Origin of the sequence: Bacteroides sp. AM07-18 (genome assembly GCF_003602695.1) — a bacterium.
Taxonomy (GTDB): Bacteria; Bacteroidota; Bacteroidia; order Bacteroidales; family Bacteroidaceae; genus Bacteroides; species Bacteroides uniformis.
The window spans coordinates 19,124-43,256 of the sequence record NZ_QTLM01000023.1; the positions used below are offsets into that span (position 1 = coordinate 19,124).

At 46.4% G+C, this 24,133-nt stretch carries 20 protein-coding genes, 1 tRNA gene and 2 pseudogenes; 6 read left to right on the plus strand and 17 right to left on the minus strand.

Going from position 1 to position 24,133, the window contains the following annotated elements; all coding sequences use genetic code 11:
* Window positions 1-124: 124 nt before the first annotated feature.
* Window positions 125-1,252 (plus strand): ATP-binding protein, encoded by a 1,128-nt coding sequence (locus DW096_RS18285; RefSeq protein ID WP_117749268.1) that lies wholly within the window; start codon window positions 125-127, stop codon window positions 1,250-1,252.
* 23 nt (window positions 1,253-1,275) lie between these two features.
* On the opposite strand, the gene DW096_RS18290 is transcribed toward DW096_RS18285, so the two are convergent.
* Both DW096_RS18290 and DW096_RS19485 read right to left on the minus strand, forming a co-directional pair.
* Complete coding sequence (locus tag DW096_RS18290) at window positions 1,276-3,420, minus strand: PL29 family lyase N-terminal domain-containing protein (RefSeq protein WP_118931167.1); 2,145 nt, start codon at window positions 3,418-3,420, stop codon at window positions 1,276-1,278.
* An 853-nt stretch (window positions 3,421-4,273) separates the two neighbouring features.
* Entirely contained in the window at window positions 4,274-4,414 is a 141-nt protein-coding gene (locus DW096_RS19485) for a hypothetical protein (RefSeq protein ID WP_165853728.1), read from the minus strand.
* A 360-nt stretch (window positions 4,415-4,774) separates the two neighbouring features.
* Here DW096_RS19485 and DW096_RS18300 point away from each other — a divergent pair, with 360 nt between their 5' ends.
* Window positions 4,775-8,119 carry a DUF2723 domain-containing protein gene (locus DW096_RS18300; protein WP_120028797.1) on the plus strand — a complete coding sequence of 1,115 codons (3,345 nt, stop codon included), beginning with the start codon at window positions 4,775-4,777 and terminating at the stop codon, window positions 8,117-8,119.
* Window positions 8,120-8,222: 103 nt separating this feature from the next.
* Window positions 8,223-8,879, plus strand: coding sequence for a polysaccharide deacetylase family protein (locus tag DW096_RS18305; protein ID WP_118931168.1), 657 nt, complete (start codon window positions 8,223-8,225; stop codon window positions 8,877-8,879).
* Between the two features lie 143 nt (window positions 8,880-9,022).
* Here the strand turns inward: DW096_RS18305 and DW096_RS18310 are convergent, their stop codons facing one another.
* The gene (locus DW096_RS18310; RefSeq protein WP_005831035.1) at window positions 9,023-9,919 is read right to left on the minus strand and encodes a DUF4595 domain-containing protein; all 897 of its coding nucleotides are present in this window, start codon (window positions 9,917-9,919) and stop codon (window positions 9,023-9,025) included.
* Window positions 9,920-10,240: 321 nt separating this feature from the next.
* On the opposite strand from DW096_RS18310, the gene DW096_RS19620 reads away from it, so the two are divergent.
* Genes DW096_RS19620 through DW096_RS18325 form a run of 3 tightly spaced genes read left to right on the plus strand, consistent with a single transcriptional unit; the run spans window position 10,241 to window position 12,759 of the window.
* A complete protein-coding gene (locus DW096_RS19620; protein ID WP_227212876.1) occupies window positions 10,241-10,891 on the plus strand; it encodes a hypothetical protein in 651 nt (216 codons plus the stop codon).
* A 60-nt stretch (window positions 10,892-10,951) separates the two neighbouring features.
* Complete coding sequence (locus DW096_RS19625; RefSeq protein WP_227212874.1) at window positions 10,952-12,130, plus strand: sensor histidine kinase; 1,179 nt, start codon at window positions 10,952-10,954, stop codon at window positions 12,128-12,130.
* A complete protein-coding gene (locus DW096_RS18325) occupies window positions 12,127-12,759 on the plus strand; it encodes a response regulator transcription factor (protein ID WP_118931170.1) in 633 nt (210 codons plus the stop codon). The genes DW096_RS19625 and DW096_RS18325 overlap by 4 nt, the downstream gene beginning before the upstream one ends.
* 78 nt (window positions 12,760-12,837) lie before the next feature.
* Here the strand turns inward: DW096_RS18325 and DW096_RS18330 are convergent, their stop codons facing one another.
* The 14 genes and pseudogenes from DW096_RS18330 to DW096_RS18395 form a co-directional block, all read right to left on the minus strand.
* Window positions 12,838-14,070 carry a DUF4861 domain-containing protein gene (locus tag DW096_RS18330; RefSeq protein ID WP_005838041.1) on the minus strand — a complete coding sequence of 411 codons (1,233 nt, stop codon included), beginning with the start codon at window positions 14,068-14,070 and terminating at the stop codon, window positions 12,838-12,840.
* Window positions 14,071-14,244: 174 nt separating this feature from the next.
* The gene (locus DW096_RS18335; RefSeq protein ID WP_005831048.1) at window positions 14,245-15,048 is read right to left on the minus strand and encodes a gluconate 5-dehydrogenase; all 804 of its coding nucleotides are present in this window, start codon (window positions 15,046-15,048) and stop codon (window positions 14,245-14,247) included.
* Window positions 15,049-15,104: 56 nt separating this feature from the next.
* Window positions 15,105-15,239, minus strand: a pseudogene (locus DW096_RS18340) (5-keto-4-deoxyuronate isomerase); the annotation flags it as partial.
* A 253-nt stretch (window positions 15,240-15,492) separates the two neighbouring features.
* Window positions 15,493-15,563: transfer RNA gene (locus tag DW096_RS18345), tRNA-Gln, on the minus strand.
* Window positions 15,564-15,687: 124 nt separating this feature from the next.
* Entirely contained in the window at window positions 15,688-16,980 is a 1,293-nt protein-coding gene (gene tyrS / locus DW096_RS18350; protein WP_005834072.1) for a tyrosine--tRNA ligase, read from the minus strand.
* Window positions 16,981-17,087: 107 nt separating this feature from the next.
* Complete coding sequence (locus DW096_RS18355) at window positions 17,088-17,753, minus strand: TatD family hydrolase (RefSeq protein ID WP_009037550.1); 666 nt, start codon at window positions 17,751-17,753, stop codon at window positions 17,088-17,090.
* Window positions 17,750-17,971: a membrane protein insertion efficiency factor YidD gene (yidD, locus tag DW096_RS18360; RefSeq protein ID WP_057281493.1), complete on the minus strand. Its 222-nt coding sequence runs from the start codon at window positions 17,969-17,971 to the stop codon at window positions 17,750-17,752. Before yidD ends, DW096_RS18355 begins: the two co-directional genes overlap by 4 nt.
* A complete protein-coding gene (gene rnpA, locus DW096_RS18365) occupies window positions 17,968-18,384 on the minus strand; it encodes a ribonuclease P protein component (RefSeq protein WP_057281494.1) in 417 nt (138 codons plus the stop codon). Before rnpA ends, yidD begins: the two co-directional genes overlap by 4 nt.
* Window positions 18,385-18,575: 191 nt before the next feature.
* Window positions 18,576-19,328: a uroporphyrinogen-III synthase gene (locus tag DW096_RS18370; protein WP_005834069.1), complete on the minus strand. Its 753-nt coding sequence runs from the start codon at window positions 19,326-19,328 to the stop codon at window positions 18,576-18,578.
* A 4-nt stretch (window positions 19,329-19,332) separates the two neighbouring features.
* Complete coding sequence (locus tag DW096_RS18375) at window positions 19,333-20,064, minus strand: DUF4271 domain-containing protein (protein ID WP_009037548.1); 732 nt, start codon at window positions 20,062-20,064, stop codon at window positions 19,333-19,335.
* The gene (locus tag DW096_RS18380; RefSeq protein ID WP_057281536.1) at window positions 20,061-20,648 is read right to left on the minus strand and encodes a TIGR00730 family Rossman fold protein; all 588 of its coding nucleotides are present in this window, start codon (window positions 20,646-20,648) and stop codon (window positions 20,061-20,063) included. Before DW096_RS18380 ends, DW096_RS18375 begins: the two co-directional genes overlap by 4 nt.
* 337 nt (window positions 20,649-20,985) lie before the next feature.
* Window positions 20,986-21,918: pseudogene (locus DW096_RS18385) on the minus strand (RHS repeat-associated core domain-containing protein); the annotation flags it as partial.
* A 377-nt stretch (window positions 21,919-22,295) separates the two neighbouring features.
* Window positions 22,296-22,826: a hypothetical protein gene (locus DW096_RS18390; RefSeq protein ID WP_118931273.1), complete on the minus strand. Its 531-nt coding sequence runs from the start codon at window positions 22,824-22,826 to the stop codon at window positions 22,296-22,298.
* Window positions 22,792-24,133 (minus strand): RHS repeat domain-containing protein (locus DW096_RS18395; RefSeq protein WP_233555733.1); only part of this gene is annotated, 1,342 nt, incomplete at its 5' end. The genes DW096_RS18395 and DW096_RS18390, both read right to left, overlap by 35 nt.

Genomic DNA, 24,133 nt, shown 5'->3' on the forward strand with positions numbered 1-24,133 from the left:
TTCTCCGTTTCATGTGCAAAAAGTGGGTGTTTTTGCACATGTACTCAAACAAAATTATACATAGATGTATTATACATTGATGTATAATTTGTATATTTGTCATTAAATCAAGAACAGAAAGCTTATGAAATCACCTTTTCAATACGGCACACTGGTTGATAAAGAGAGTTTCGTCAATCGGGTAGAAGAACGAAAGCAACTAAAAGAATTGCTTGGATCGGGTATCAACGTAATGCTTATTTCACCGCGCCGTTGGGGTAAGTCTTCACTTGTAAAAGTGGCAATGGACGAACTGATGCACGAAGACAAACACATCCGTGTATGCTTTATCGATGCATTCAGCATCAAGACCGAAGCCGAATTCTATCGCGTATTTGCCCGAGAAGTCATCACATGTGCAGCCTCTACACTCGAGAGGCGGCTGGAAGATATAAAGCACTTCCTAAAAACCATCTCTCCCAGCATTACCCTGAAAAGTGATACCTCCGACACTATGTCTTTCGACCTGAAGTTCGAATTAGAAGAAAAGGATGTCATGGAGATACTGGAACTACCCGAGAAGATAGCTTCCGCCAAAGGCATACAGCTCATTGTTTGTATTGACGAATTCCAACAATTGGCATTATTACCCGGTTATAAGAGCATGGAAGGCAAGATGCGCTCTGTCTGGCAACAGCAGCAACGGGTAGCCTATTGCTTCTATGGAAGCAAGCGGCACATGATGATGGACATTTTCAACAATTCGTCCAACCCCTTTTATCGTTTCGGCCAAGTGCTGTTCCTGCAAAAGATCAAGAAAGAGGAATGGGTACCTTTCATCGTTAATGCCTTCCACCGGACGGAGAAAGAAATCAGCGAAGAACAAGCCGGACGTTTGTGCGACATCGTGAAGTGCCATTCGTGGTATCTGCAACAGCTATGCTATTTCATCTGGAGCGGCACTTCCGGACAAGTGACGGACGAAACCATCGAAGTCCGTACCCGCCAACTGATAGACACCAACATGCCTATGTTCATGAACGATACCGAAAACCTGACTGCTGCCCAAACAGCCATGCTACGTGCTGTTGCCGACGGTGAGTACCGCCTCAACTCTGCCACCGTGGTACGCAAGTATGAACTGGGAAGCGCCCAAACCATCACACGCAACAAACGAATATTGACCAAACGTGACTTCATAGCGAAAGAAGGAGAACAGTACGTGTTCTCCGACCCGGTGTTCGAGTTGTGGTTCAGGAGGGAGTATTGCTGACTATTGTTAATGCAAACTAATTTTTAATCAGTATCTACAATCATTATAGGTAACTTTATTTTTAAACTGACCAATGAGAATACAGTAGTGGATTCTTGTGCAGTACTTGTAACGTCTATTGACACAGTTGCTATTTCATCTTCAGGAGTTTCCATACCAGCATTCACCTCATCTGTGACCCAAGCTTCTGCAACCGGTTCAAATTCTTTGTTTTCATTAATTATTTCCCAACCGTCTATAAGTAATGGAAATTCATCCCACCATCCCACTTCCAGCCCTCCAAAAAGTGCTGTTATACTCAAATTAGACATGAAATCTTGAGTCAGTCCATATTCCTCCAGTTCCTTTCCTATATTTATAAAATAACTACCGTTTAGATATTTATTAACTTCTGTAGCAGACAAATTTAGCTTTAATTCTATATCACTGGGACAATAAGTAATAGGTAATTCAAGTTCTTTATGGTTACCTGCAGAATCCATTAACTTTATATTTACTAAAGAGGACGCTTTTTTAGCAATATTATCTTTTACACCCTCCCATATCGTATTGTTCAAATTCGGCATAAAAGATATGTAATGTCCATCATATAAGGAAGCTATATCGGCTGTCAGTTCTTCGTCATTCTGTTCAGTATCTACATGCGTTATGAAATCCCATTTATAGCGCCATACTTTGTTTTGGCTATTTCTGTAAGTATGAGGGTCAATAAATACAATATATGGATTTGCAGTATTTTCCTCAGCATAAATCGTTTGTACCTTTGAATAACTGAATGCAACTCCTTCATTCACCGTTGGAACAGTTTCAATTGGTATTGAGTAAAGGCAACTAACTTGTTGAATATTTCCCTTCATATCTGTATAATTAACAACAAATGATAATTCAGACAGATTTCGATAATTTCCAGTCCCTTTGGACTGTATAGTAGCAATCCATTGACCTTCAAGCTCTTCATCCTTTTCGTTTTTGTCCGGCTCTATATTTACCAATTCATAATAGTCCGATGGAGTAACATAAGAGGCACGGGTTTGGCTTTTTCCATCTTCAAGAAAGTAAGTATCACTGTACCATGCATCAAGTTCTATGTTTTCTTTAGTGACCTTGAATCCACTTGGATTTATACGTAATTTAACTTTGATTCGGTCGCCTTTGACAATGGTTGCCGGAGAGTAATCTAAAATAATTATTCCTGTTGGAACCGGGTCCTGATTGATAGCTGACCATTTGGCTATCTTAATAGGTGCCCCATTTTTCAATGTAAAAATGACGTAGTCTTCATTGGAAATGTCTATACCCTTAAAAAAAGAATCCCCCTGCTCCCCTTTGTCTCCGGAAATTTCAATCCAGTTTTCGCCATTGTCCACAGAAAGATATACAGCATCTCTAATATAACCATTTCCCAAATCCGCACCGGTTTTAATCATCGGAGTAGGAGCATCATTACCGGTTTCACCTTGGGCTTTCACCCCCGTATCAATATCCCCAATCCACCAGTTACCATTGCCACCGACATATGGAGTCAGGCCGTCATTGCCGGTTTCACCTCGGGCTTTTATTCCCGTGTCTGTTGTACCTATCCACCAATTGCCATTTTTTCCGATATGAGGTGTCAGACCGTCGTTTCCATCTTCACCGTCCTCTCCATCCTTACCGTCGTCTCCGGTAGTGCGTATCATATCACCATCCGCATCAGTCAACCAGACAGTTTTCCCGTCTTCCACCTGAATGGTCCAATAGTAGAGACCGTCAGAATATTTGTCCACACCGATAATGGGAGTATAACCATCCTTTCCATCTTCCCCGTCAGCTCCATCTTTACCGTTATGAATAGTGATACTCCCGCTTTTGGAGAAGGTTATCTTGTATCCGTTTTCAAGAGTTTCCACCCCGGTTACATAGTCATTGTTTTCCAAAGCCGTTATCAATCTTTTCAATGAAGCAATTTCATTGTTGACAGTGGAGCACCATTCCTCAAGTTCGGTCACTTTGTCCTCCACCTTGTCCAGACGGTCTTTGATTTCACTGTCATCGTAATCGTCGCTGCATGATGAAATAGGCAGCAAGGTAAATCCGGCCAATGCGGCAATACCTAAAAATTGGAACGCATTTTTTATAAACCAATTGCAAAAATTGGAACTTTTAGAATTCACTTTAAATAGAATCATAACCAGATAGTATTAGTCCCCGCGTTCCTCCGAGAATATAAAAAAAGACAGCGTGGAACTGCGTGCTATCCATCGTCTTTGAAGGTCCTGAGAAAACCCGAACAAACAGATGAACAGACAGCAGACCCACGCCGAAACCAGCGTAGGAACCATCTGTGCCATCCTTGTTTGTTCTCGAAAATTTCTCAGGTTCTCAAAGACAAGAATGAAGCACAACGCTTCTTACAATATCATTTCACAAAAACATGGAAACCAAGGACACTTCCTTGCTTCTTTCGCAAATTTAAAGATAAAGAATGAAAACAAGAAAAAGATTGGGTGTTTTTTTGATAGCAGTATGCCAAAAGACGATACTTCAGCACTTGAAAGAGCTTCCACTCTCTTTTTGTCATTCTGACACTTTGTATTTTCTATCGCGCGAGAATCGCGTATTTCCGTCCCGTCACCCACGCAGAAGGAAATACAAGAGCGGAAAGTCGTAAACAGCAGGCTATAAGCATTATACCAAAACAAACATCCTTCTAATAATTCAGAATCACCTCTCCGAAAGCCCTGATACACCGAAAAGGTAAAAGCAAAAGAACGTTTTACTAAAACAGAGTTGCCGTTTTACTAAAACGTAACTCCCCTTTTAGTAAAACGGCATACTCTTTTTAGCTTAAAGGTGTAGCCAATTTCTGCATAAAAGTCCCACAAAAGCGGAAGAATATGCAAGAAGAACGCATCTTTATGAACCGAATATCCACAACATATCCCAAATCCGTTCTTCTGCAAAACCATGCGTGGCAGGGAAACGGGCAAAAGCATTACTTTTTGTCAAGAATACAAGGACATTGCTATCTTTCAGCGCCTTTTACAACAACCCATACAGTTCCCACGCCCACACATGCCGCATTCCTTCATTAGACGGCAGGCAGAAGTCATCAAGCGAAACAAACAGCTTCTCATAATTTCCGGTTATAAACGAAGATTCCCAGCCTTTTTTTTCGTCCATAACCTAAAAAGTCAGCGAAAAAGACAAGATTTTCGGTTATAAACGAAAGATTCATTCAACCAGGCAAGGCGGATGCTTCCTTTCCGCATCCCCAAATCCCTTAACCTATCCTAATAATCCACCTTACTGTCACTTATTTAGAATTGAATTTATTATCTTTGCCGCGTTGTGTACCATACATCCACGTCCTGCCGAAGCAGACAATATTGCCTGCCGCAACAGACACTGGACTTCAGCGCGACAGACACCGGTGTCTGACGTGACAAACACCAGACTCTGACACGACAGACGCCAGCGTCTGTCAATCAGCAATTAAGCAACTGATAACAAGAAAATTACATAATAACGAATTTCATCCGAATGAAACAGTACAAAACCGTAAACAACCTTGTAGGCTGGATTACCTTCCTCATTGCAGCGACGGTCTACTGCATGACCATCGAACCTACTGCAAGCTTTTGGGACTGCCCGGAGTTCATCACCACCGGCTATAAGCTGGAAGTAGGACACCCGCCCGGCGCACCGTTCTTCATGCTGGTAGCCAACCTATTCTCACAATTTGCTTCCGATGCCTCCACCGTTGCCAAGATGGTGAACTACATGAGCGCGCTGATGAGCGGCGCATGTATCCTGTTCCTTTTCTGGAGCATCACGCACCTGGTACGCAAACTTGTGGTGACAGACGAAAACAATATCACACGCGGCCAGATGGTTACCATCATGGGTAGCGGTCTGGTGGGCGCACTTGCCTACACGTTCAGCGATACCTTCTGGTTCAGCGCTGTGGAAGGCGAGGTGTATGCCTTCTCCTCACTGTTCACTGCCGTCGTATTCTGGCTCATACTGAAATGGGAGGACGTTGCCAACGAGCCTCACAGTGACCGCTGGCTGATTCTTATCGCCTACCTGACGGGACTTTCCATCGGCGTGCACTTGCTGAACCTGCTCTGCCTGCCCGCCATCGTACTGGTATACTACTACAAGAAAGTACCCAACGCCAATGCCCGAGGTTCCCTGCTGGCATTGCTCGCTTCGGGCATACTGGTAGCAGCCGTACTCTACGGCATCGTGCCGGGTATCGTGAAAGTGGGCGGCTGGTTCGAACTGCTCTTCGTCAACACGCTGGGCATGTCCTTCAACACGGGTGTCATCGTATATATCATTCTGTTGGCAGCCTGCCTCATCTGGGGTATCTACGAAAGCTATACCGAACGCAACAAGGCACGTATGGCACTCTCGTTCATACTCACCATCGCCATGCTGGGTATCCCGTTCTACGGACACGGTACCAGCTCGGTAGTTATCGGTGTCATTGTCATTGCCGCATTGTGGCTCTACCTCCGTCCGAAGACGCAGGCAGCCGTCAAAGAGAAATTCCGCGTATCGGCACGCACGCTGAACACCTCGCTGCTCTGCACCATGATGATCGTCATCGGATATTCCTCGTATGCACTTATCGTCATCCGCTCCACCGCCAACACGCCGATGGACCAGAACTCTCCGGAAGACATCTTCACACTGGGCGAATACCTGGGACGCGAGCAGTATGGCACACGCCCGCTGTTCTATGGCCCTGCCTTCTCCTCGCAAGTGGCACTGGACGTGAAAGACGGTTACTGCGAACCGCGCATCAAGTACAACGGCACGAAGTTCATCCGCAAGGAGAAAGCTACACCCGACGAAAAGGATTCGTACATCGAAATCCCCGGACGCATTGAGTACGAATACGCCCAGAACATGCTGTTCCCGCGTATGTACAGCAGTGCCCATACACAACAATACCATGCCTGGCAGGACATCAAGGGTTACGATGTGCCCTATGACAAATGCGGCAACATGATTATGGTAAACATGCCCACACAGTGGGAAAACATCAAGTTCTTCTTCTCCTACCAGCTCAACTGGATGTACTGGCGCTACTTCATGTGGAACTTCGCCGGACGCCAGAACGACATACAAGGCAGCGGAGAAATTGAACACGGCAACTGGATTACCGGTATCCCGTTCATCGACAACTGGCTGGTGGGCGACCAGAGCCTCTTGCCTCAGGAACTGAAAGACAACAAGGGACACAACGTATTCTACTGCCTGCCCCTGCTGCTGGGTATCATCGGCCTGCTATGGCAAGCCTACCGTGGGCAGAAAGGCATCCAGCAATTCTGGGTGGTCTTCTTCCTCTTCTTCATGACCGGTATCGCCATCGTGCTCTACCTGAACCAGACTCCGAGCCAACCGCGCGAACGTGACTATGCCTACGCCGGTTCGTTCTACGCCTTCGCCATCTGGATTGGTATGGGTGTAGCAGGACTCGTCCGTCTGCTTCAAGACTATGCCAAGATGAAGGAACTGCCTGCTGCCGCCATCGTTTCCGTAGCCTGCCTCTTTGTCCCCGTGCAGATGGCAAGCCAGACTTGGGACGACCACGACCGCAGCGACCGCTACATGGCACGCGACTTCGGCCAGAACTACCTGATGTCCCTGCAAGAAAGCGGCAACCCGATTATCTATACCAATGGTGACAACGATACCTTCCCCCTCTGGTACAACCAGGAGACCGAAGGTTTCCGTACCGACGCCCGTACCTGCAACCTCTCGTACCTGCAGACCGATTGGTACATCGACCAGATGAAGCGCCCCGCCTACGACAGTCCTTCTCTCCCCATCACCTGGGACCGTATGGAGTACGTAGAAGGCACCAACGAATACGTCCCCATCCAGCCTGAGTACAAGAAAAGCATCGACCAGCTCTATGCCGAAGCCGAGAAGCAGGCACTGGACGGTAATCCCGAAGCACTAGTCAATGTAAAGAAAGAATTCGGTGACAACCCGTATGAGCTAAAGAATATCCTCAAGAACTGGGTGCGCAACAAGAATCAGGACTTGAAGGTGATTCCTACCGACAGCATTGTCATCAAGGTAGACAAGGAAGCCGTGCGCCGCAGCGGCATGATGATACCGGGCGACTCAATCCCCGACTACATGCACATTTCGCTGAAAGGCAAACGCGCCCTCTACAAGAGCGAGTTGATGATGCTCGAAATGCTGAGCGAGGCCAACTGGGAACGCCCCATCTATATCGCTGTCAGCGTAGGCAGGGAGAACCAGCTGAATATGGAAAACCACTTCGTTCAGGAAGGTCTTGCCTATCGTTTCACTCCGTTCGACACCAGTAAGACGGGCGTGACAATAGACTCCGAAAAGATGTACGACAACCTGATGAACAAGTTCAAGTTCGGTGGCATCGACAAGCCGGGCATCTATATCGACGAGAACGCCATGCGCATGTGCCACTCTCACCGTCGCATCTTCTCCCAACTCGTGCAGCAGCTGATGCGTGAGGGCAAGAAAGACAAGGCAAAAGCTGCCCTGGACTATGCAGAAAAGGTGATTCCCGCCTACAACGTGCCTTACGACTGGCAGAACGGTGCCGTACAGATGGCGGAAGCCTACTACCAACTGGGCGAAACCGCCAAGGCAGACGAGATGATGAAAGCCCTTGCTGACAAGGCTGTAGAGTACCTGACCTGGTATCTGAGCCTGGACGACAACCGCTTCATGATTTCTACCCGTGAGTTTGAATACCACTGGGCTGTACTCGATGCCGAGGTGAAGGCCATGAAGAAGTACAACTCCAAGCTCGCCGAAATCTACGAGCCGAAGGTGGAAGAACTGTATAATATGTATGTGGACAGAATGAAGGAGTGAGAATAAGGATTAGGGATTAGCCTGTGCAGTTCATCACTAATCATTAACCCCTAATCCTTAACCCCTAATCCTTAAAATCCCTAATCCCTTAATCCTTAATCACGTGTTTATAGAACAACCTCCTGAGTTTTTTCGCAAACTATATCCCGGTGCAGTCTGGAGGATGGACCCCAATGAAAAAGCCGTTTATCTGACTTTCGACGATGGCCCTATCCCCGAAGTAACTCCCTGGGTGCTCGACCTGCTGGATAAGCACAACATCAAAGCCACCTTCTTCATGGTAGGTGACAACATACGGAAGCATCCGGACGAATTCCGGATGGTCGTTGAGTGTGGGCACCGCATCGGTAACCACACCTTCAACCATATCCGTGGATTTGAATACACGGCCAAGAATTATCTGGGAAATACCGAACAGGCGAAGATTTTCATGGAAATGGGTGGGGACATCAATTGCAATGTGGAGAAGGTTCTCTACCCTCTCTTGTTCCGCCCTCCCCACGGCCATATGTTCGCCAACCAGTATCTCACGCTGAAACGAACCTACAAGATTGTGATGTGGGACCTCGTGACCCGCGACTACAGCAAGAAGCTGCGCGGTCCGCAAGTGCTAGCCAACGTGATGCGCTACGCCCGCAACGGCTCCATCATCACCTTCCACGATTCCTTGAAATCCTGGTGCAACGGAAACCTGCAGTACGCATTGCCGCGCGCCATTGACTTCCTGAAGGAAGAGGGATATGAATTCAAAGTATTATAAACTTGAAACAGCAGAAAGTTACCAACATCTGCTGTCACAATAAATTCCACATAAAATAAGAAGAGGTTGTCTCGGCAAAAGGCAACCCCTTACATTTTATAGGCTCATGTCCTGTTCCACAAGAATAAACAGATGTTTTATAATTACCAAGTAAATGTACATCTGTATTCATCCCACTGGTCTTTTACAACCAGTTCCGTAGGATAACTGTCGGAATTCAATGTCCATGTAAAATACATATCGGACACAGAGTCCTCGCCATTGTATGTATAATGCCCTACAAGCGGCAGATGTTTCGTAGCCTTACCAAGCATGCCTCCATAATAGGCATATATCATCTCGTCCATATCCACATCCAGTATTTCATCAAACAACATCAGGCAGCCCTTATTCTCGATAGGAGCTGTTATATTATCCGTCGTATAGTCTATGGCAGCACTATACTCCCACTCGTCATTGCTGTCGATAATTCCGTCACCATTGAGATCCCCACTAGCTACATAACGTGTGGAAGTCTTCACCACATCTCCATCCTTATAGGTGATGTTCGTTATTTCACCATCGCTTTCAGAGCGTTTCATTACAACCAGATGGCCTTCAGTGTCGTATTCCATCTCCCAAGTAAACTCATCGGCATCGGGAGTACCAGCGTGGTCTATTGAGTTGCAAAATTCCACATAACCATCGCTGTTGAGCTGCAAGTTCAGTTCTGTAACATCGCCCTCTTCATCCGTCACGGTGATTCTTGCTCGGTCCTTTGCAACATCTGCCTTTGTAGTAGCGGGAAAGTACTCAAAGACGGCTTTATCCCCATCCTCAGTTGTAATGTTCGTCACCAGCCCTTCTTCATTGTGAGAAATCGCCATGCCCGAAACCGACTTCGGAAGCCCTCCCGTAAACACTTGCGAAGGATTGACCACAGTGGCGGTGTTTTCGCCACCCTCACCATTCTCATTTTCGTCATCGTCACTGCAAGCAGTGAATCCCAAGCACAACGCCACACCCAACATGGAGGCAGCCATCATTTTAAACATTTTCATAAGTTACAAATCTTGTTTTATCCCCATCCCTCTAAGGAAAATCCATAATAACAAAAGTATAAGGAATGCCGTCCGTATCTCACGACAACAAGACTCTGCCATTCAAACCCGGACAGATACTTTTGGCCATTTATCATTCCCAGACAAAGCTTAATATTTTTTGCAAAGTAATAAACTTTTCCTTTCACTCCTTGTCACTGAAAAAGGTGATTTTTCAGCCACATACAGAAAAAATTCAGCATCTCCGATAAAAAGCAAAATGAATAAGACGTATATTTGCAACAACTAGGCACAGATTGAATTCCACTAAAATATACCGATATGAGGGTACTCCATACTAAGCTATTATCACTCCTCTTTTCTTTAACCACTATCCTGCTTCACGCCGGAGAAATACCAACAGACACTCTGTTGGCACACTTCTACAACCGGGCAGCCAATCTCATGGAAGAAGGACACTACGATGAAGCGCAACGTAGCTTCGACAGCGCCTTTGCCACCCGGAACGTAAAGCACTCCTTCATGTATCCCATCTTGCTGAACGAACAAGCCACACTGCTGGTCTATGTGGGAAAGACAGAAGAAGCCTTTGCCATGAAAAAAAATGTGCTCCCCTACCTGCCGCAGATAGATGATTTGGAAAAGCACATCAGCGTATACAACGATTTGGGCCTCCTCTACCGTCAGCACCAAATGAATGACTCTACACTCTACTATTACAATAAAGCACTGGACAGTGCCTTGCAATATGGGGACGAAAGCTGGATAGCCCACATCTGCAACAATGTGTCCATCCTATACTTCAATATCAGGCAGCTGGACGAAGCTGAAAAGTATACCGACATGGCCACCGAACATGCCGCCAGAACCGAAGACCCATTCGTAGCTTTCACCACCTGGCAAATCAGGACAACCATAAAGGCTGAGCTGAACAAGCTGGATGATGCTGAAAAATCCAACCGCAAAGCCTAGAACATTGCCTGCCACGGAGAGGGAAACGAAGACTTATGGAAGATACGCTGCCTGCCCGGCATGCTGAGACTCTTTGAACGAAAAGAACAACCTGATTCCATAGACCACTACTTGAAATTGGGGAACAAACTACTACAACGGGTACCATCCAACTCCATCGCTGCCATAGGATTCATACAATCGAGGGCAGCCACCGAAACAAACCGCAAAAACTATGCCCGCGCCTTGAAGGACTTCCACTGGCTGCGTAACCGGAAAACCGGTACCGAGCCCAAAACATTATTTACACAAATGGCACGATGCTACGATGCTTTGGGAAACCCCAAACTGGCCTACACCTATATGGATAGTGCCCGCATGTGGACTGATACGCTGGCACAGCACAATCTGACGCAACAAATGGCAGAATTCAACGTGAAATATCACACACAAGAAAAGGAATTGGAGATAGCCCACCTGCAACAAGAACAACTGGAACACCAAGCCTTCCTGCTAAAAGCCTCCATTGCTGTAGCCCTTCTGTCCGGTCTTGCTCTCATTACTTTGTTGACGCTCCGCCACAAGAAACGAATAGCCGAAAAGAAGATTGAACTGCTAAAGCAAGAAAACGAACTGAACTCGGCACGCCGTTACATTGAAGGGTTGGAAGAGGAATGCAAATATTTTGCCAAGGAACTGCATGACGGCATAGCCAACGACCTGCTGGGGCTGCAAATGAAGATAGAAACTTCTGCCGGCAAAGGGAATGAGCAGGAACTGGCTTCACTCGTCAGCAAACTGAGAAACAACGTGCGGAATATCTCACACGAACTGATGCCTCCCGAATTCGAGCATCTCAGTCTAGACCAGATACTCGACCGTTATGCTGCCAAACTGGCCGATAACACCGGCATAGAGGTCAGCTATCATCCAACGGAGAACAACGCATCACGCCATCTTCCCAATGAAACCGCTTATGAGCTGTACCGCATCGTACAAGAGCTCACCATGAACATCGTGAAACATGCCTCAGCCAGTCATATAGTCATCAGTCTCCGTGCCGACAATGAAAATAAATATACCCTGCAAATTACAGACAACGGTAAGAATGCAAACAAGCAACAAACAGCAACAAACAACAATGACGGCATAGGATTGCGCACCGTAAACGACCGTATCAGAGCCATCAACGCTACCGCCAATGTATGCTCGTCAACAGAAAACAACGTTTTCACCCTACTGCTTGACATAAACGAATGAAACCAAACAAAGAAACATACAGAATACTGGTAATAGATGACCACCCGATTGTTGCTGAAGGCATCATCGCACTGGCCTCGCAACTCGAAGGAGTGACGTGCAAAGGAGCCACTTGTGCAAAAGACGTGGAACAACTGACCCTCAAAGAGAGATTCGACCTTTGCATCATTGACCTTGAACTACCGGATATGAATGGATTCCAACTCATATCCCACCTTCACAGCCGGATATCCGAATGCGGCATTTTAATCTATACCATGCATGAAGAACCTTGGATCATAGCCAAATTATCCACCCTAAACATCAACGGAGCTGTTTCAAAAAATGCCAGCACCAGCGAATTGAGAGACGCCATCAGTACACTGAAAAACGGAACCAGATACTTCAGCAATGTTTTCAGCGAACTGGACAAGGAAAAACAAAACACCCTACCACATGCGCTTCCCGAATTGTCGAGACGTGAAAAAGAAGTGCTCGCCTATCTCTCGCAAGGACTGAGCACTTCTGAAATATCCCAATTACTATTTCTCAGCATCAATACAATACAGACTTACCGGAAGCGCCTGATGGAAAAACTGGAGGCCAAAAACGTTGCAGAACTTGTCTACAAGGGGAAGAGCTTATTCTGAGAACACTTGTCATTCGTCCGGACAGTTACAAACCTCCAACTTCTCAATCTTCTCCGTCTGAAAAGGAAGAAAATCAACTTAGCGGATACTCACCGTCATCGGATTGCGCACCTTCTGTGCAAAATCAGCCATGTATCGGTTCCAGGCTTCAGCAGTCTTGATGTCCGCGCGGTCCCAGGCAAAGCCCCAGTAATACACGTAGTCAGCGCCCGGCTCATAGTCGCTGACAACCAGTACATGACCGTCCGCATTGTTACGCATCTTCTTCTCCTCTATGGGGAAAAGCACGGTTTTGGCTTCCTTCACAACGGCAGGGAAAGCGGCCCCCATAAATATCTTGCCATTATCCGGTCCGGTAGTGGGGTCTACATACGTCATATAACCACCAGCGGCATCAGCCACCACAGCACCGTCCGGTTCGTGCAGCACAATACCGGTAACAATGGGCAAAGATTCCTTTAGATTGCTATACGAAACGGCAGTACGGTTCAGATGAGAACCGGCATCCAGCGTAATCAGACGTGTTTCCACCACCGCAGTATCCCCTTTCACAGCCAACGGATTGAACTCCAGCTTCACGGTGAAGCGCAACGGACCGTTGTCCAGCACCTCCTGCGTCTTGTAGCACCACGGATAGATAATGGTATCATTCACCATCAATGCAGACACTCCAGCTCCCAATGTTGGGCCTACTGCATAGCAGTCCATGCCATAACCGTGGTCTATATGATAGGAGAATGTGCGTACCAGCTCATCGGCTGCCTTCGGGTCTGTCTTGCGCAATTCATTAACCTGCTTCCAGGAGTCTGCATCCAGTTCCTTGGCATACATGTCTTCCAGTACCGGTGCAGCAGTGCCTCGCTTCGTGAACAAGTCGTAGCCGAAACCGCGTTCACCCCTTGCCTGCAATGCAGGACCGTAGGCACGGAAGCCTACCAAGTCGTTCTCCCAGGCCATGTCGTCCAGACGTTCGGGATACTGCCGCCCACAAGCCCTTACCTCCACATCGACGGGAGTACCGGCCTGGACGGTATATGCAGCCGATGCATTGGCGGCTACCGTAGCAGGGAAGATTAATTTGTCATCGTAGGTCACTTGGTAAGGCACCTGCTCCCCTTCGACATTCAGAACCACAATCTGTGCGGTGTCTGCCAGATTCAGAAGGTTTGAGATTTCGGTCATGGACACCTCTACCATCTCATCGGAACGGTCCATCGCTAACGGATTGGTTACCGTAACAGTCACTATCTTGCTATCGTTGCAAGCAAGACAGCAGAGGGCCGCCATACATAATAAAAGAAAGTTTCTCATATAATCATTGCTTTTTCCTAATCAGTTGTATAACTTTCTTTTAGGCGCGGATTTCGCGGATTATACGGATTTTCCTTATCCTTTCCGCGAAATCCGCGTAATCCGCGCCCAAAAGAAAAAGGTGACAAGTGACATTATCCTGCCACTTTATCACCTTCTCAATTATCCTTAAATTTATTTCGGTTGCTTTCCGATATAAGCCAAGATACCTCCGTCTACATAGAGGATGTGACCGTTTACCGCATTAGAGGCTTCCGATGCCAGGAACACTGCCGGACCGGTAAGTTCTTCCGGAGCCAGCCAGCGGCCTGCCGGAGTCTTGGCGCAGATGAACGAGTCGAACGGGTGACGGCTACCGTCGGCCTGCTTTTCACGCAGCGGAGCAGTCTGCGGGGTAGCGATGTAACCCGGACCGATACCGTTACATTGGATGTTATATTCACCATATTCAGAGCAGATGTTGCGAGTCAGCATCTTCAAGCCACCCTTGGCAGCGGCATAGGCCGACACAGTCTCACGCCCCAGTTCGGACATCATAGAGCAGATATTGATAATTTTACCGTGGCCCTTCTTCATCATGGCAGGCAGAACAGCCTTTGATACGATGAACGGAGCATTGAGGTCGATATCGATTACACGACGGAAGTCAGCAGCCTCCATCTCGTGCATAGGAACACGGCGGATGATGCCGGCATTGTTTACGAGGATATCAACAGAGCCTACTTCCTTTTCAATCTGGGCTACCATGGCCTGAACAGCAGGTTCGTCTGTCACATCACATACATAACCGCGTGCCTTGATACCCTTTTCAGTATAGGCAGCCAAGCCTTTGTCTACCAACTCCTGGTTGATATCGTTGAAACAGATAGTTGCTCCTTGCTCTGCAAAAGCTGAAGCGATAGCAAAACCGATACCATAAGAAGCACCTGTAACAAGGGCTACTTTACCTTCCAAAGAAAAATTCAAATACGGATTCATAACGTTAAATTATTAAGTTTAAATAAGTGATATTCTATTTATGTACGATTTGCAAGTAGTTTATACTCAATGGAAACTTTATTTTGGGAGAATGCCTTCCCTATAAGGAAATCGCAGCGAATGCTTTTCGTATCGTAGCTTTTCACATCATCGGGATGCTCAGCATAGCGAATTTCATAGTTCGTTTTCATGATTGCACTACATTTAATAGGTTATAACTTCAGCCATCAAATACACATCGTTTGCGTACACGATGCAAATGTAACAAAAGAAAATGGAGAAACCGTATAAATTTGTGTCAATTATATAGCAATATCGTTCAAAGATTCGTAAAAAGAAAAAATCTATACCTATAGTGCCAACAAGAGGGGGAAAGAATAACAAAAAAACCCACTAAAACTTGCGATTTTAGTGGGTTTTTAGCTGCAATTAGCTGCATCGTAGTTGGACTACCAGGATTCGAACCTGGACAAACAGAACCAAAACCTGTTGTGCTACCATTACACCATAGTCCAAACATAGGGCTTTCTGTTAAAAAGCGGTGCAAAGATAAAAGGAAGCCCCGAAATATCCAAATATTTCGGGGCTATTTTTACTGCCAAAGCATTATTTCCTTAATTACTTCTCTTTAGGATACCGCTATTTGGCGATAATCAGATAGTAATTCTTCTTGCCGCGCTGTACCAGCAGGTATTTTTCGTCCAGCAGGTCGGCTGTCGTAATCACCTGGTCGAAAGCAGCCAGTTTCTCCTTATTCAGAGAAACGCCACCGCCTTGCACCAGCTTACGCATCTCGCCCTTGGAAGCGAATACAGCAGCATTATCCACGAACAAATCCACCGCCTTCACACCGGCAGCCAGTGCATCACGGGATATTTCGAACTGGGGAACACCCTCGAACACAGCCAGCAGCGTATCTTCGTCCAACTTCTTCAGTGCATCAGAAGTTGCATTGCCAAACAAGATGTTGGATGCATCCACAGCAGCATTATAGTCCTCTTCGGAATGAACCATGATAGTCACTTCCTTGGCCAGACACTTCTGAAGGACGCGCAAATGGGGAGCAGCCTCGTGCTCGGCCGTCAGAGCGTCAATCTCCTCCTTGGACAGTGCAGTGAATATCTTTATGTAGCGTTTGGCATCCTCGTCGCTCACGTTCAGCCAGAACTGGTAGAACTTATATGGAGAAGTGTAGCGCGGGTCGAGCCAGATGTTTCCGGACTCTGTCTTGCCGAACTTACCACCGTCGGCCTTCGTAATCAGCGGGCTGGTCAGTGCAAATACCTCCCCACCGTTCGTACGGCGAATCAGTTCGGCACCGGTGGTGATGTTACCCCACTGGTCGCTGCCACCCATCTGGAGCTTGCAGCCTTTGGTTTCATACAGATGAAGGAAGTCGTACCCCTGCAACAGCTGGTAGGTGAATTCCGTGAAGGAAAGACCGTCACGTGCCTCACCGTTCAGACGCTTCTTTACAGAATCTTTCGCCATCATATAGTTCACGGTGATGTGCTTACCCACTTCACGGGCAAAATCGAGGAAAGTGAAGTTCTTCATCCAATCGTAGTTGTTCACCAACTCGGCACGGTTGGGGGCATCCGAATCAAAATCCAGGAACTTGGAGAGCTGGGCCTTCATACCGGCCAGGTTGCGCTGCAACGTCTCTTCCGTAAGCAGATTGCGTTCGGCAGACTTTCCGGAAGGGTCACCAATCATACCCGTAGCACCGCCAATCAGTGCCAACGGCTTGTGTCCGCAACGCTGGAAGTGACGCAAAATCATCACACTGCAAAGGTGCCCGATGTGCAAAGAGTCCGCAGTAGGGTCGAAACCAATGTATGCAGTCACTTGTTCCTTAGCCAGAAGTTCTTCCGTACCCGGCATCATATCGTGGAGCATGCCACGCCATCTTAATTCTTCTACAAAATTCATCGAATGATTAAGTTATCTGATTAATTATTTAAGTGATTATCTATGAATTGTTTGATTCCTATTTTAATCTGCGCAAAAATACGACTCTTTATTCGAAGAAACAACTCTTAGGGTTTAAAAAAGACTTTGCAGACATTTCTCCGGAGTGTTTCTCCAAGCTCCTCGGGAGAGATGCCGCGCACTTCGGCAGCGCGTGCATACAATTCCCCGATGGAAACTTCGCTTTCATCCGTTTCGATGAACAGCCGGTCGGCAGGTACCCGGCACAAGGCTGCTTCCTGGTATTTCTCCCCGAATGAAAGGTAAAAGCCATGTTTCAGATATTCCTCCGCCAGCGCCGCCTTGCCACGGAAACCATGTATTATCCACGGATTCGACGGGCGCAAGTCCCGCTTCACCTTCAGCAGTTCATCAACCGCCTTCACCAGATGAATCACCAGCGGCTTTCCCACTTCCTCTGCCAAACATGCCTGGCACCTGAACACTTCCACCTGCAAATCCATCGGAGCATCTGCCAGCTTGTCCAGCCCGGCTTCGCCCACGGCAAGTACTTGGGGATGGCGCACTAACTCCTCCAGGCCGCACACCCTGCTAGCCACAGCACCTTCAACTCCTGAGTGTTCACCTCCACTCCGACCTATATGCCAGGGATGTATCCCCACCGAATACCATCCGCCGCTCTGTGGAGAGAACGTTTCGGGATAGCAATTTGCAATGGCAGTTCCGGGTACTTGCGGAAGCCGGTGTGTATGTATGTCAACTGGAATATTCATGGAACGGGATCATATCCGGAACCTCCCCAGGGATGGCAGCGCAGAATGCGCCTGACTGCCAGACAAACCCCCTTGAAAGGTCCGTGTTTCTTGATGGCCTCCACCGCATATTGCGAACAAGTGGGGGTAAAACGGCATGAAGGCCCTATCATGGGCGATATGCACTTCTGATAGAAATAGATAGGAAGCAGCAGCAGATATGAAAGCAGACGCTTCATGACACCTGCGGAGTTTGCTCAGCTTCAGCATTTGCCGCTACCTTCTCGGCAATGCGTGCCAAAGCTGTCTTCATACGGTCCTCAATGACAGAAGAGTCTACCAACTGGTCCGAAAGATAGATGAAGGCCACGGCCAGACGGCACTTTTTTTCCGTCAGCACGGCCAGCAGTCCGTGTTTGTTCATGCGGTAGGCTTCACGTATCTGGCGTTTCACGCGGTTGCGCTTCACCGCTCGCTTGAAACGGCGTTTCGAAACACTTACAAGAATGGAAATGGGTGCCTCCAGCTCCTCCACCGGCAGATACACCACACGCAAAGGGAAAACCGAAAACGAGCGTGAGCCGCCCGCAAACATCTTCTCTATCACTTTCTTCTTGTCCAACCGTTCGGACTTACGCAAGGTATTTGGCATGGGGTGATGAGTTATAAGTTATGAGTGATGGGTGATGAGTTATGAGTGATAAGTTATGGGGCGATACAAAAACGAGCTACAAGTACCTGGCGACATAAAAGCACAACCACTTGTAGCTCAATTTTATAAATCCATTGTTATGCCTACAAGCTATAAGCAAATCACTCATAACTTATAACTCATAACTCTTTTTACTTTCCTTTATTATTCTCCTTGATAAACATGTCAAGCGCCGCCGTCATTGAGGGTGCCTGCACGCTGGGAGCTTCCAGGTCAAGACGAAGTCCGGCATCACGGACTGCCTGGGCAGTGGTAGAGCCGAATGTTCCGATCTTGATTTCCTTCTGGTCAAAATCAGGGAAATTCTTCTTCAAGGCACTGATGCCTGCCGGACTGAAGAACACCAGCATGTCATAATCAAAAGCCTCATCTGCAGCAAAGTCATTGCTGACAGTACGGTACATGACAGCTTCCGTGTGCTGAATCTTATTCTTATCCAGCAGATTCTTCACGTCATCATTGTGTACATCCGACATTGGTACCAAGTACTTTTCAGTCTTATGCTTAACAATGGAAGGTATCAAATCGTCAATCTTCCCGGTGTTTCCGAAGAAAATCTTACGCTTACGATACTGCACATACTTTTGGATATACAGAGCAACGGCCTCCGTCACGCAGAAATACTTCATTGTTTCGGGAATTGTCACACGCAATTCTGTACACAAGTGGAAGAAATGATCAATAGCATGACGCGAAGTAAAAATAACGGCAGTATGATCCAAGACCGAAATTTTCTGTTGTCTGAACTCTTTCGCTGAAAGGCTCTCCACTTTGATAAATGGGCGAAAATCTATTTTCACACCATACTTCTCGGCGATGTCGTAGTAAGGAGATTTCTCTGATGCCGGTTTCGGCTGCGACACAAGTACTTTCTTAATTTTCAACGTCCTAAAATTTTATTATCAAATAACTGTTTAGCTGCATCACACCTTGATATAACACAAAACAAGGCATGATTTCAAGGGCACAAAAGTACACAATTAAAAGCAAACCGCCATATAAATTGTTACAAAAAAGCTTTAACCACTTGTATAACATCAATATTTTAGCAAAAAAGGCTAAAATCAATCCGATTATTATCGTCAGCTGCAAACTCAAATCAAAATAGACTACGAACAGGGCAAACGGGAAAAGGGCGAATCCCAAGTAATAAAGTAGCGTAGAATAGGACTCAAGCCATAGCGTTGTAACACTTTCGTCAAAAAAAATCCAACCCAGAAAAGAGTAGAGCATCCACTTCAAGCACAAATAGAAGAGACACACACCGATGTAAATCCCCAGCAGAAGCCCCGGCGACACATGACGTACCAGTTCCGGCTGTATATCATTGAAGTAGTTGAAGATACAGACGCCTGCTAGGATGCAGGTCTGCAGGATGAGCAGCAGCAAATAGCGCATATCGGCGGCTGTGGAAGTGGCAAATATGCTGGTACGTTCGCGATGAAGCAGGAAATCCTTCACCAGTTGCAGCAGGAACTTGCGGCTGCGTGACAAGACATAGGCCGACAGAAAGAAACAGCACAAAAGGACCACGGTGATGCCATCGTCCATTCTCGGAGAATATGGAATAGGAATCCCCTCCGTCCCCACTACTGCCCAAGCCATCAACAGCCCTATCATATTGCAGCGAATTTACGGATGGAGGCGTCCCACAAGGGAGTGGTATATATCAGTTCCACGGCTTCCTGCGGTGTCTGCGCCACATGCCAGATGGCACCGTGCTGCGTACGCATGAAGTTTTCGTCCACCGCCTGCCGGAGCATATCGAGCAGAGGGTCGAAATAGTTCTTGACATTCAGTATCACAATCGGGTTCAGATACAGTCCGAGTTGCTTCCAAGTGATGATTTCCAGCAGTTCTTCCAGGGTGCCGCAACCACCGGGCAGGGCGATGACGGCATCGCTCAAGTCGGCCATTGTCTTTTTCCGTTCGTGCATGCTTTCCACTTCCACGAGTTGGGTAAGTCCGGTGTGATGCCATCCCTGCTCCACCATGAAGCGGGGAATGACGCCCGTCACCTCTCCCCCTGCCCGGAGTGCCGCATCGGACACAGCGGACATCAGTCCCATATTTCCCGCACCATTAATCAGGCGAATTTGCCGCTGCCCCAGCAGAGTGCCCAACTCACGGGCTGCATCGAAATAAACGGAATCTATCTTTGTGCTCGAAGCACAATATACGCATACGGAATTTATCTTGTTCATCATCTTGCTACCTCCTTTTTAGGTACCGCCACAAAGGTACATGATTTCGGGGAGATTTGAAACAAATTTCTTTCTTCCCACTTACGACGGGGGATTTTTCATAAATCAATAACGGATTATGTGTGCCGCAGGCACTGATAAGGCACATTAAACAGAGCTACACCCTTTGCCCCGGATAGCTACACCCTTTGGGGTAAATGGCTACACCATGTCAGGGAAAGGGTGTAGCCTTATATAAAAGGTAAAATTCCCTGTTGACATATAGTGATGAAAGCAGGGAATCGTTCACTTTATTGAATCAGAGGACCTTATATATCAATATTCGAGCCAAAAGTAATCCGTCAAGGTCAATCCGATTAATAGGATTATTCCCGCAATAAGCATAGAGACTTGTATTGAAGTAATTTTCAGCAGAAGGGTCCACCGTCGTAAACCTTCCCAGCGCAGCATCATACATGCGTGCCCCATAATCATACAGATTCAACCCCTTCTTGCCATCGTACTCCTTGCCGTTGTATTTATAAGGCTGCACATTGCCTGAACTTGCAAACACACCACCGAAGGGATAGTAATGGTTCGCTTCCTCAACAGCACCGCTGGAACTGAGGACTACGCGGTTGTTTCCCTGATGGTCCTGCAGGTAATAGTGATACTTCTTGTCCGAAAGCGTAACATACCCCTCTTCCGTAAGAAGAAGCTTGGCAACACCGTTTTCATAGACCACATTGCAGCAATACACCGTAGGAACCAGATTGCCCGAACCATCTGCCTCCTTATACATCATGCGCCGCTTGATGCCGTCGGCAGTATAGCCATACTGTATGAAACCGCCGGAAGCAAAAGTGACGCCTGTTGGCAAATTTAATACATTATACGTAATATCGCTAATTCCCTTGTTTAAATCTTTGGTCAAATTGCCGTTCGCATCATAAACGTACTCGTTCGCCTGCTTCACACCGTCCTTGAACTCGAAGCCACCGTTGTAGGCGGAAGCCGTCACGGCATCGTCCACACGGGTCAGCTGATTGCCGTTCAAAGTGTAAGTCAGGTTATCAATCAAACCGTAACTGGAAGCAGCGGTCTGACCGTAACGTTGCAGGGTCTTGATGTTGCCGTTTTTGTCATAGGCGGTTACATTCTCACTGAAACGGTTGGTGTTCGTATTGATGCCGGCTGTTTCACCGTAGGTGGCGTTCATCAGGCGGCTTAATCCGTCATAAGTGAATTTGTAACCGCGGACTGTACTTTCGTTCCCGGACTTCCAGGTCATGCTGCTGATATTGCCATTGTACTTCGCTGTACCCACACCCGTGTTGTAGTACACGTTCTGTGTGAAGCATGTACCGCTGATGCCCGTCAGCCAGCTACGCAGGTTGTAGGCATATGTCAGTTTGTTGATGCTCGTTCCGTGATACTGCTTGGTCAGCAAACGACCGAAGTTGTCATAAGTGGCTTTTCCACTGCCTCCCAATGTATGCTCCACCTTGCTCACCCTGTCAGCATAGTCGTAGCTGTAAGTGTATACTTCCTCTCTTGTAGTCTTTCCGGAAGCGGGAAGTAAATAAAAAACTATCCTAACATGCAAGATATAGTAATATCTGATGTTAGGATAGCAATTAAATAGATTATTTCAAGAATATAAAATACTTATTTATTTAAGATATACAAAACTCCAGTTTCGCAATCTGTATTAAGATAAACTCCATGATGAAATAACAAATAAATCAAATATTTTTCTTCTGGATATGACAAACCAACAGAAAGTACACCTTTCTCATTAAAAAGCAAAGAAATAAGATTTTCTACTTTTCCTTTATAAATTGAATCTATGTATGGCTGTGGAGTTACCATACAGTCCATTTCCTTTAGTGAACAAAATGTAATGCTGTCTATACCCAATGTCTGTTCTAATAAAATTGGAAAAAGTTCATATCGATATTTCTTATTAGCTACCCCATCATTCAGAAATAGGTACATATCTCCTTCTCTTGGAACTATCGAATATACACTATCTTTGTATTCTATATTCATTGCAACAAAAGGGCTTTGCCAAGTAGAATCAACAAACATATCTTCATACCTCTCACTTGTTTTATGTACACACATTACAAATAAGAGATTAATACCCAACATAAGGATAATCTTATTCCAACAGTTTTTGGGGTATTTTCCTTCCACGATATTCCGTTCTTTTTGCATCTCCTGTTCTTTTTCTAATTTTATTCTCAGTATTAATAGCACGAATTTCTCTCATGGGTATTCCATTTCCTATATTTTCATAAGACATAATACCTTTATCTACATCCGACGAATGCTGTAACTCATGGATTAAACCAATTCTTGGTGTCCGATGATTTCCATTAATATCCGTTTTAACATCAGGGTCATAATTTATAATGCTTCCTTGCGGAATGTCTTTTTTAGCTTTTTCTCTATCAAATCCTGAAGAATTAGACTCTCCTCGTTTAGTCCTTGTTATTGAATGAACATTCTTACTTTTCTCCAGTTCAATAATCATCTCACCAATTTCCTTATCATCCTTCTTAAGTTGCTGCAAATCTGCTTTCACGTCCTTTTGATACTTGGTATCAAATCCAAAGAACATTTTCACATTATCTATCAAACCATTCGGGTTCGGATTTACAACAATTGTATCTCCATTCACATCTATGTTATTCACCGGATTATTCGCCCCATACTGATACGGTGACATCGAATAATACTTCTCTGCAAACCTGTCATTCGTCGTAAACCGTCCCAACGCAGCATCATAATGTCTCGCCCCATAATCATACCAATTCAAACCCTTCTTCGTGTCAAACTCCTTACCGTTATACTTGTAAGGCTGGGTATTGCCTGTAGTGCCAAACACACCACCGAAAGGGTAGTAATGGTTCGTTTCCTCCACAGTACCTGACCGGTTGATTACTACACGGTTGTTACCTTGATGGTCCTTCAGATAGTAATGATACTGCTGGGTACCGGTCAGGTTGATGTAACCCTCTTCTGTGAGTAACAACTTCTGAGTACCATTTTCATAGATCACATTACCGCAGTAGTCAGTCGTTGTGGTTGTACTACCTATCTTATGGACTGTTCTCAGTTTCGTGCCGTCAGCACCATAAGTATAGGTGATTGTGCTACCATCACTGAACGATACCGTACTGGGCAAATTTAATACATTATATTGAATATCGGTAATTCCCTTATTCAAATCTTTCGTTAAATTACCATTGGCATCGTAGGCATACTCCCCTGCGGCGCTTGCACCGTTTACAAAGGCAGTGTTTGTACCGTATGCAGCGGTACTCACGGCATCGTCCACACGGCTCAACTGATTACCGGTCAATGTGTAAGTCAGGTTGTCTATCAGGCCGTAGGCACTGGCACCAGTCTGGCCATAGCGTTGCAAACTCTTGATGTTACCGTTCTTGTCATAACCCGTAACGTTCTCCGAGAAGCGGTTCGCATTCGTGCTGATACTT

Bases quoted from the DNA above. Each gene is read 5' to 3' on its own strand.
- DW096_RS19485 (WP_165853728.1), bottom strand. From the start codon at position 4,414: ATGGACGAAAAAAAAGGCTGGGAATCTTCGTTTATAACCGGAAATTAT.
- DW096_RS18380 (WP_057281536.1), bottom strand. From the start codon at position 20,648: ATGAACAAGATAAATTCCGTATGCGTATATTGTGCTTCGAGCACAAAG.
- rnpA (WP_057281494.1), bottom strand. From the start codon at position 18,384: ATGCCAAATACCTTGCGTAAGTCCGAACGGTTGGACAAGAAGAAAGTG.
- tyrS (WP_005834072.1), bottom strand. From the start codon at position 16,980: ATGAATTTTGTAGAAGAATTAAGATGGCGTGGCATGCTCCACGATATG.
- DW096_RS18375 (WP_009037548.1), bottom strand. From the start codon at position 20,064: ATGATAGGGCTGTTGATGGCTTGGGCAGTAGTGGGGACGGAGGGGATT.
- DW096_RS18355 (WP_009037550.1), bottom strand. From the start codon at position 17,753: ATGAATATTCCAGTTGACATACATACACACCGGCTTCCGCAAGTACCC.
- DW096_RS18300 (WP_120028797.1), top strand. From the start codon at position 4,775: ATGAAACAGTACAAAACCGTAAACAACCTTGTAGGCTGGATTACCTTC.
- DW096_RS18335 (WP_005831048.1), bottom strand. From the start codon at position 15,048: ATGAATCCGTATTTGAATTTTTCTTTGGAAGGTAAAGTAGCCCTTGTT.
- DW096_RS18285 (WP_117749268.1), top strand. From the start codon at position 125: ATGAAATCACCTTTTCAATACGGCACACTGGTTGATAAAGAGAGTTTC.
- DW096_RS19620 (WP_227212876.1), top strand. From the start codon at position 10,241: ATGAGGGTACTCCATACTAAGCTATTATCACTCCTCTTTTCTTTAACC.
- DW096_RS18325 (WP_118931170.1), top strand. From the start codon at position 12,127: ATGAAACCAAACAAAGAAACATACAGAATACTGGTAATAGATGACCAC.
- DW096_RS18310 (WP_005831035.1), bottom strand. From the start codon at position 9,919: ATGAAAATGTTTAAAATGATGGCTGCCTCCATGTTGGGTGTGGCGTTG.
- DW096_RS18330 (WP_005838041.1), bottom strand. From the start codon at position 14,070: ATGAGAAACTTTCTTTTATTATGTATGGCGGCCCTCTGCTGTCTTGCT.
- DW096_RS19625 (WP_227212874.1), top strand. From the start codon at position 10,952: ATGCTGAGACTCTTTGAACGAAAAGAACAACCTGATTCCATAGACCAC.
- DW096_RS18290 (WP_118931167.1), bottom strand. From the start codon at position 3,420: ATGATTCTATTTAAAGTGAATTCTAAAAGTTCCAATTTTTGCAATTGG.
- yidD (WP_057281493.1), bottom strand. From the start codon at position 17,971: ATGAAGCGTCTGCTTTCATATCTGCTGCTGCTTCCTATCTATTTCTAT.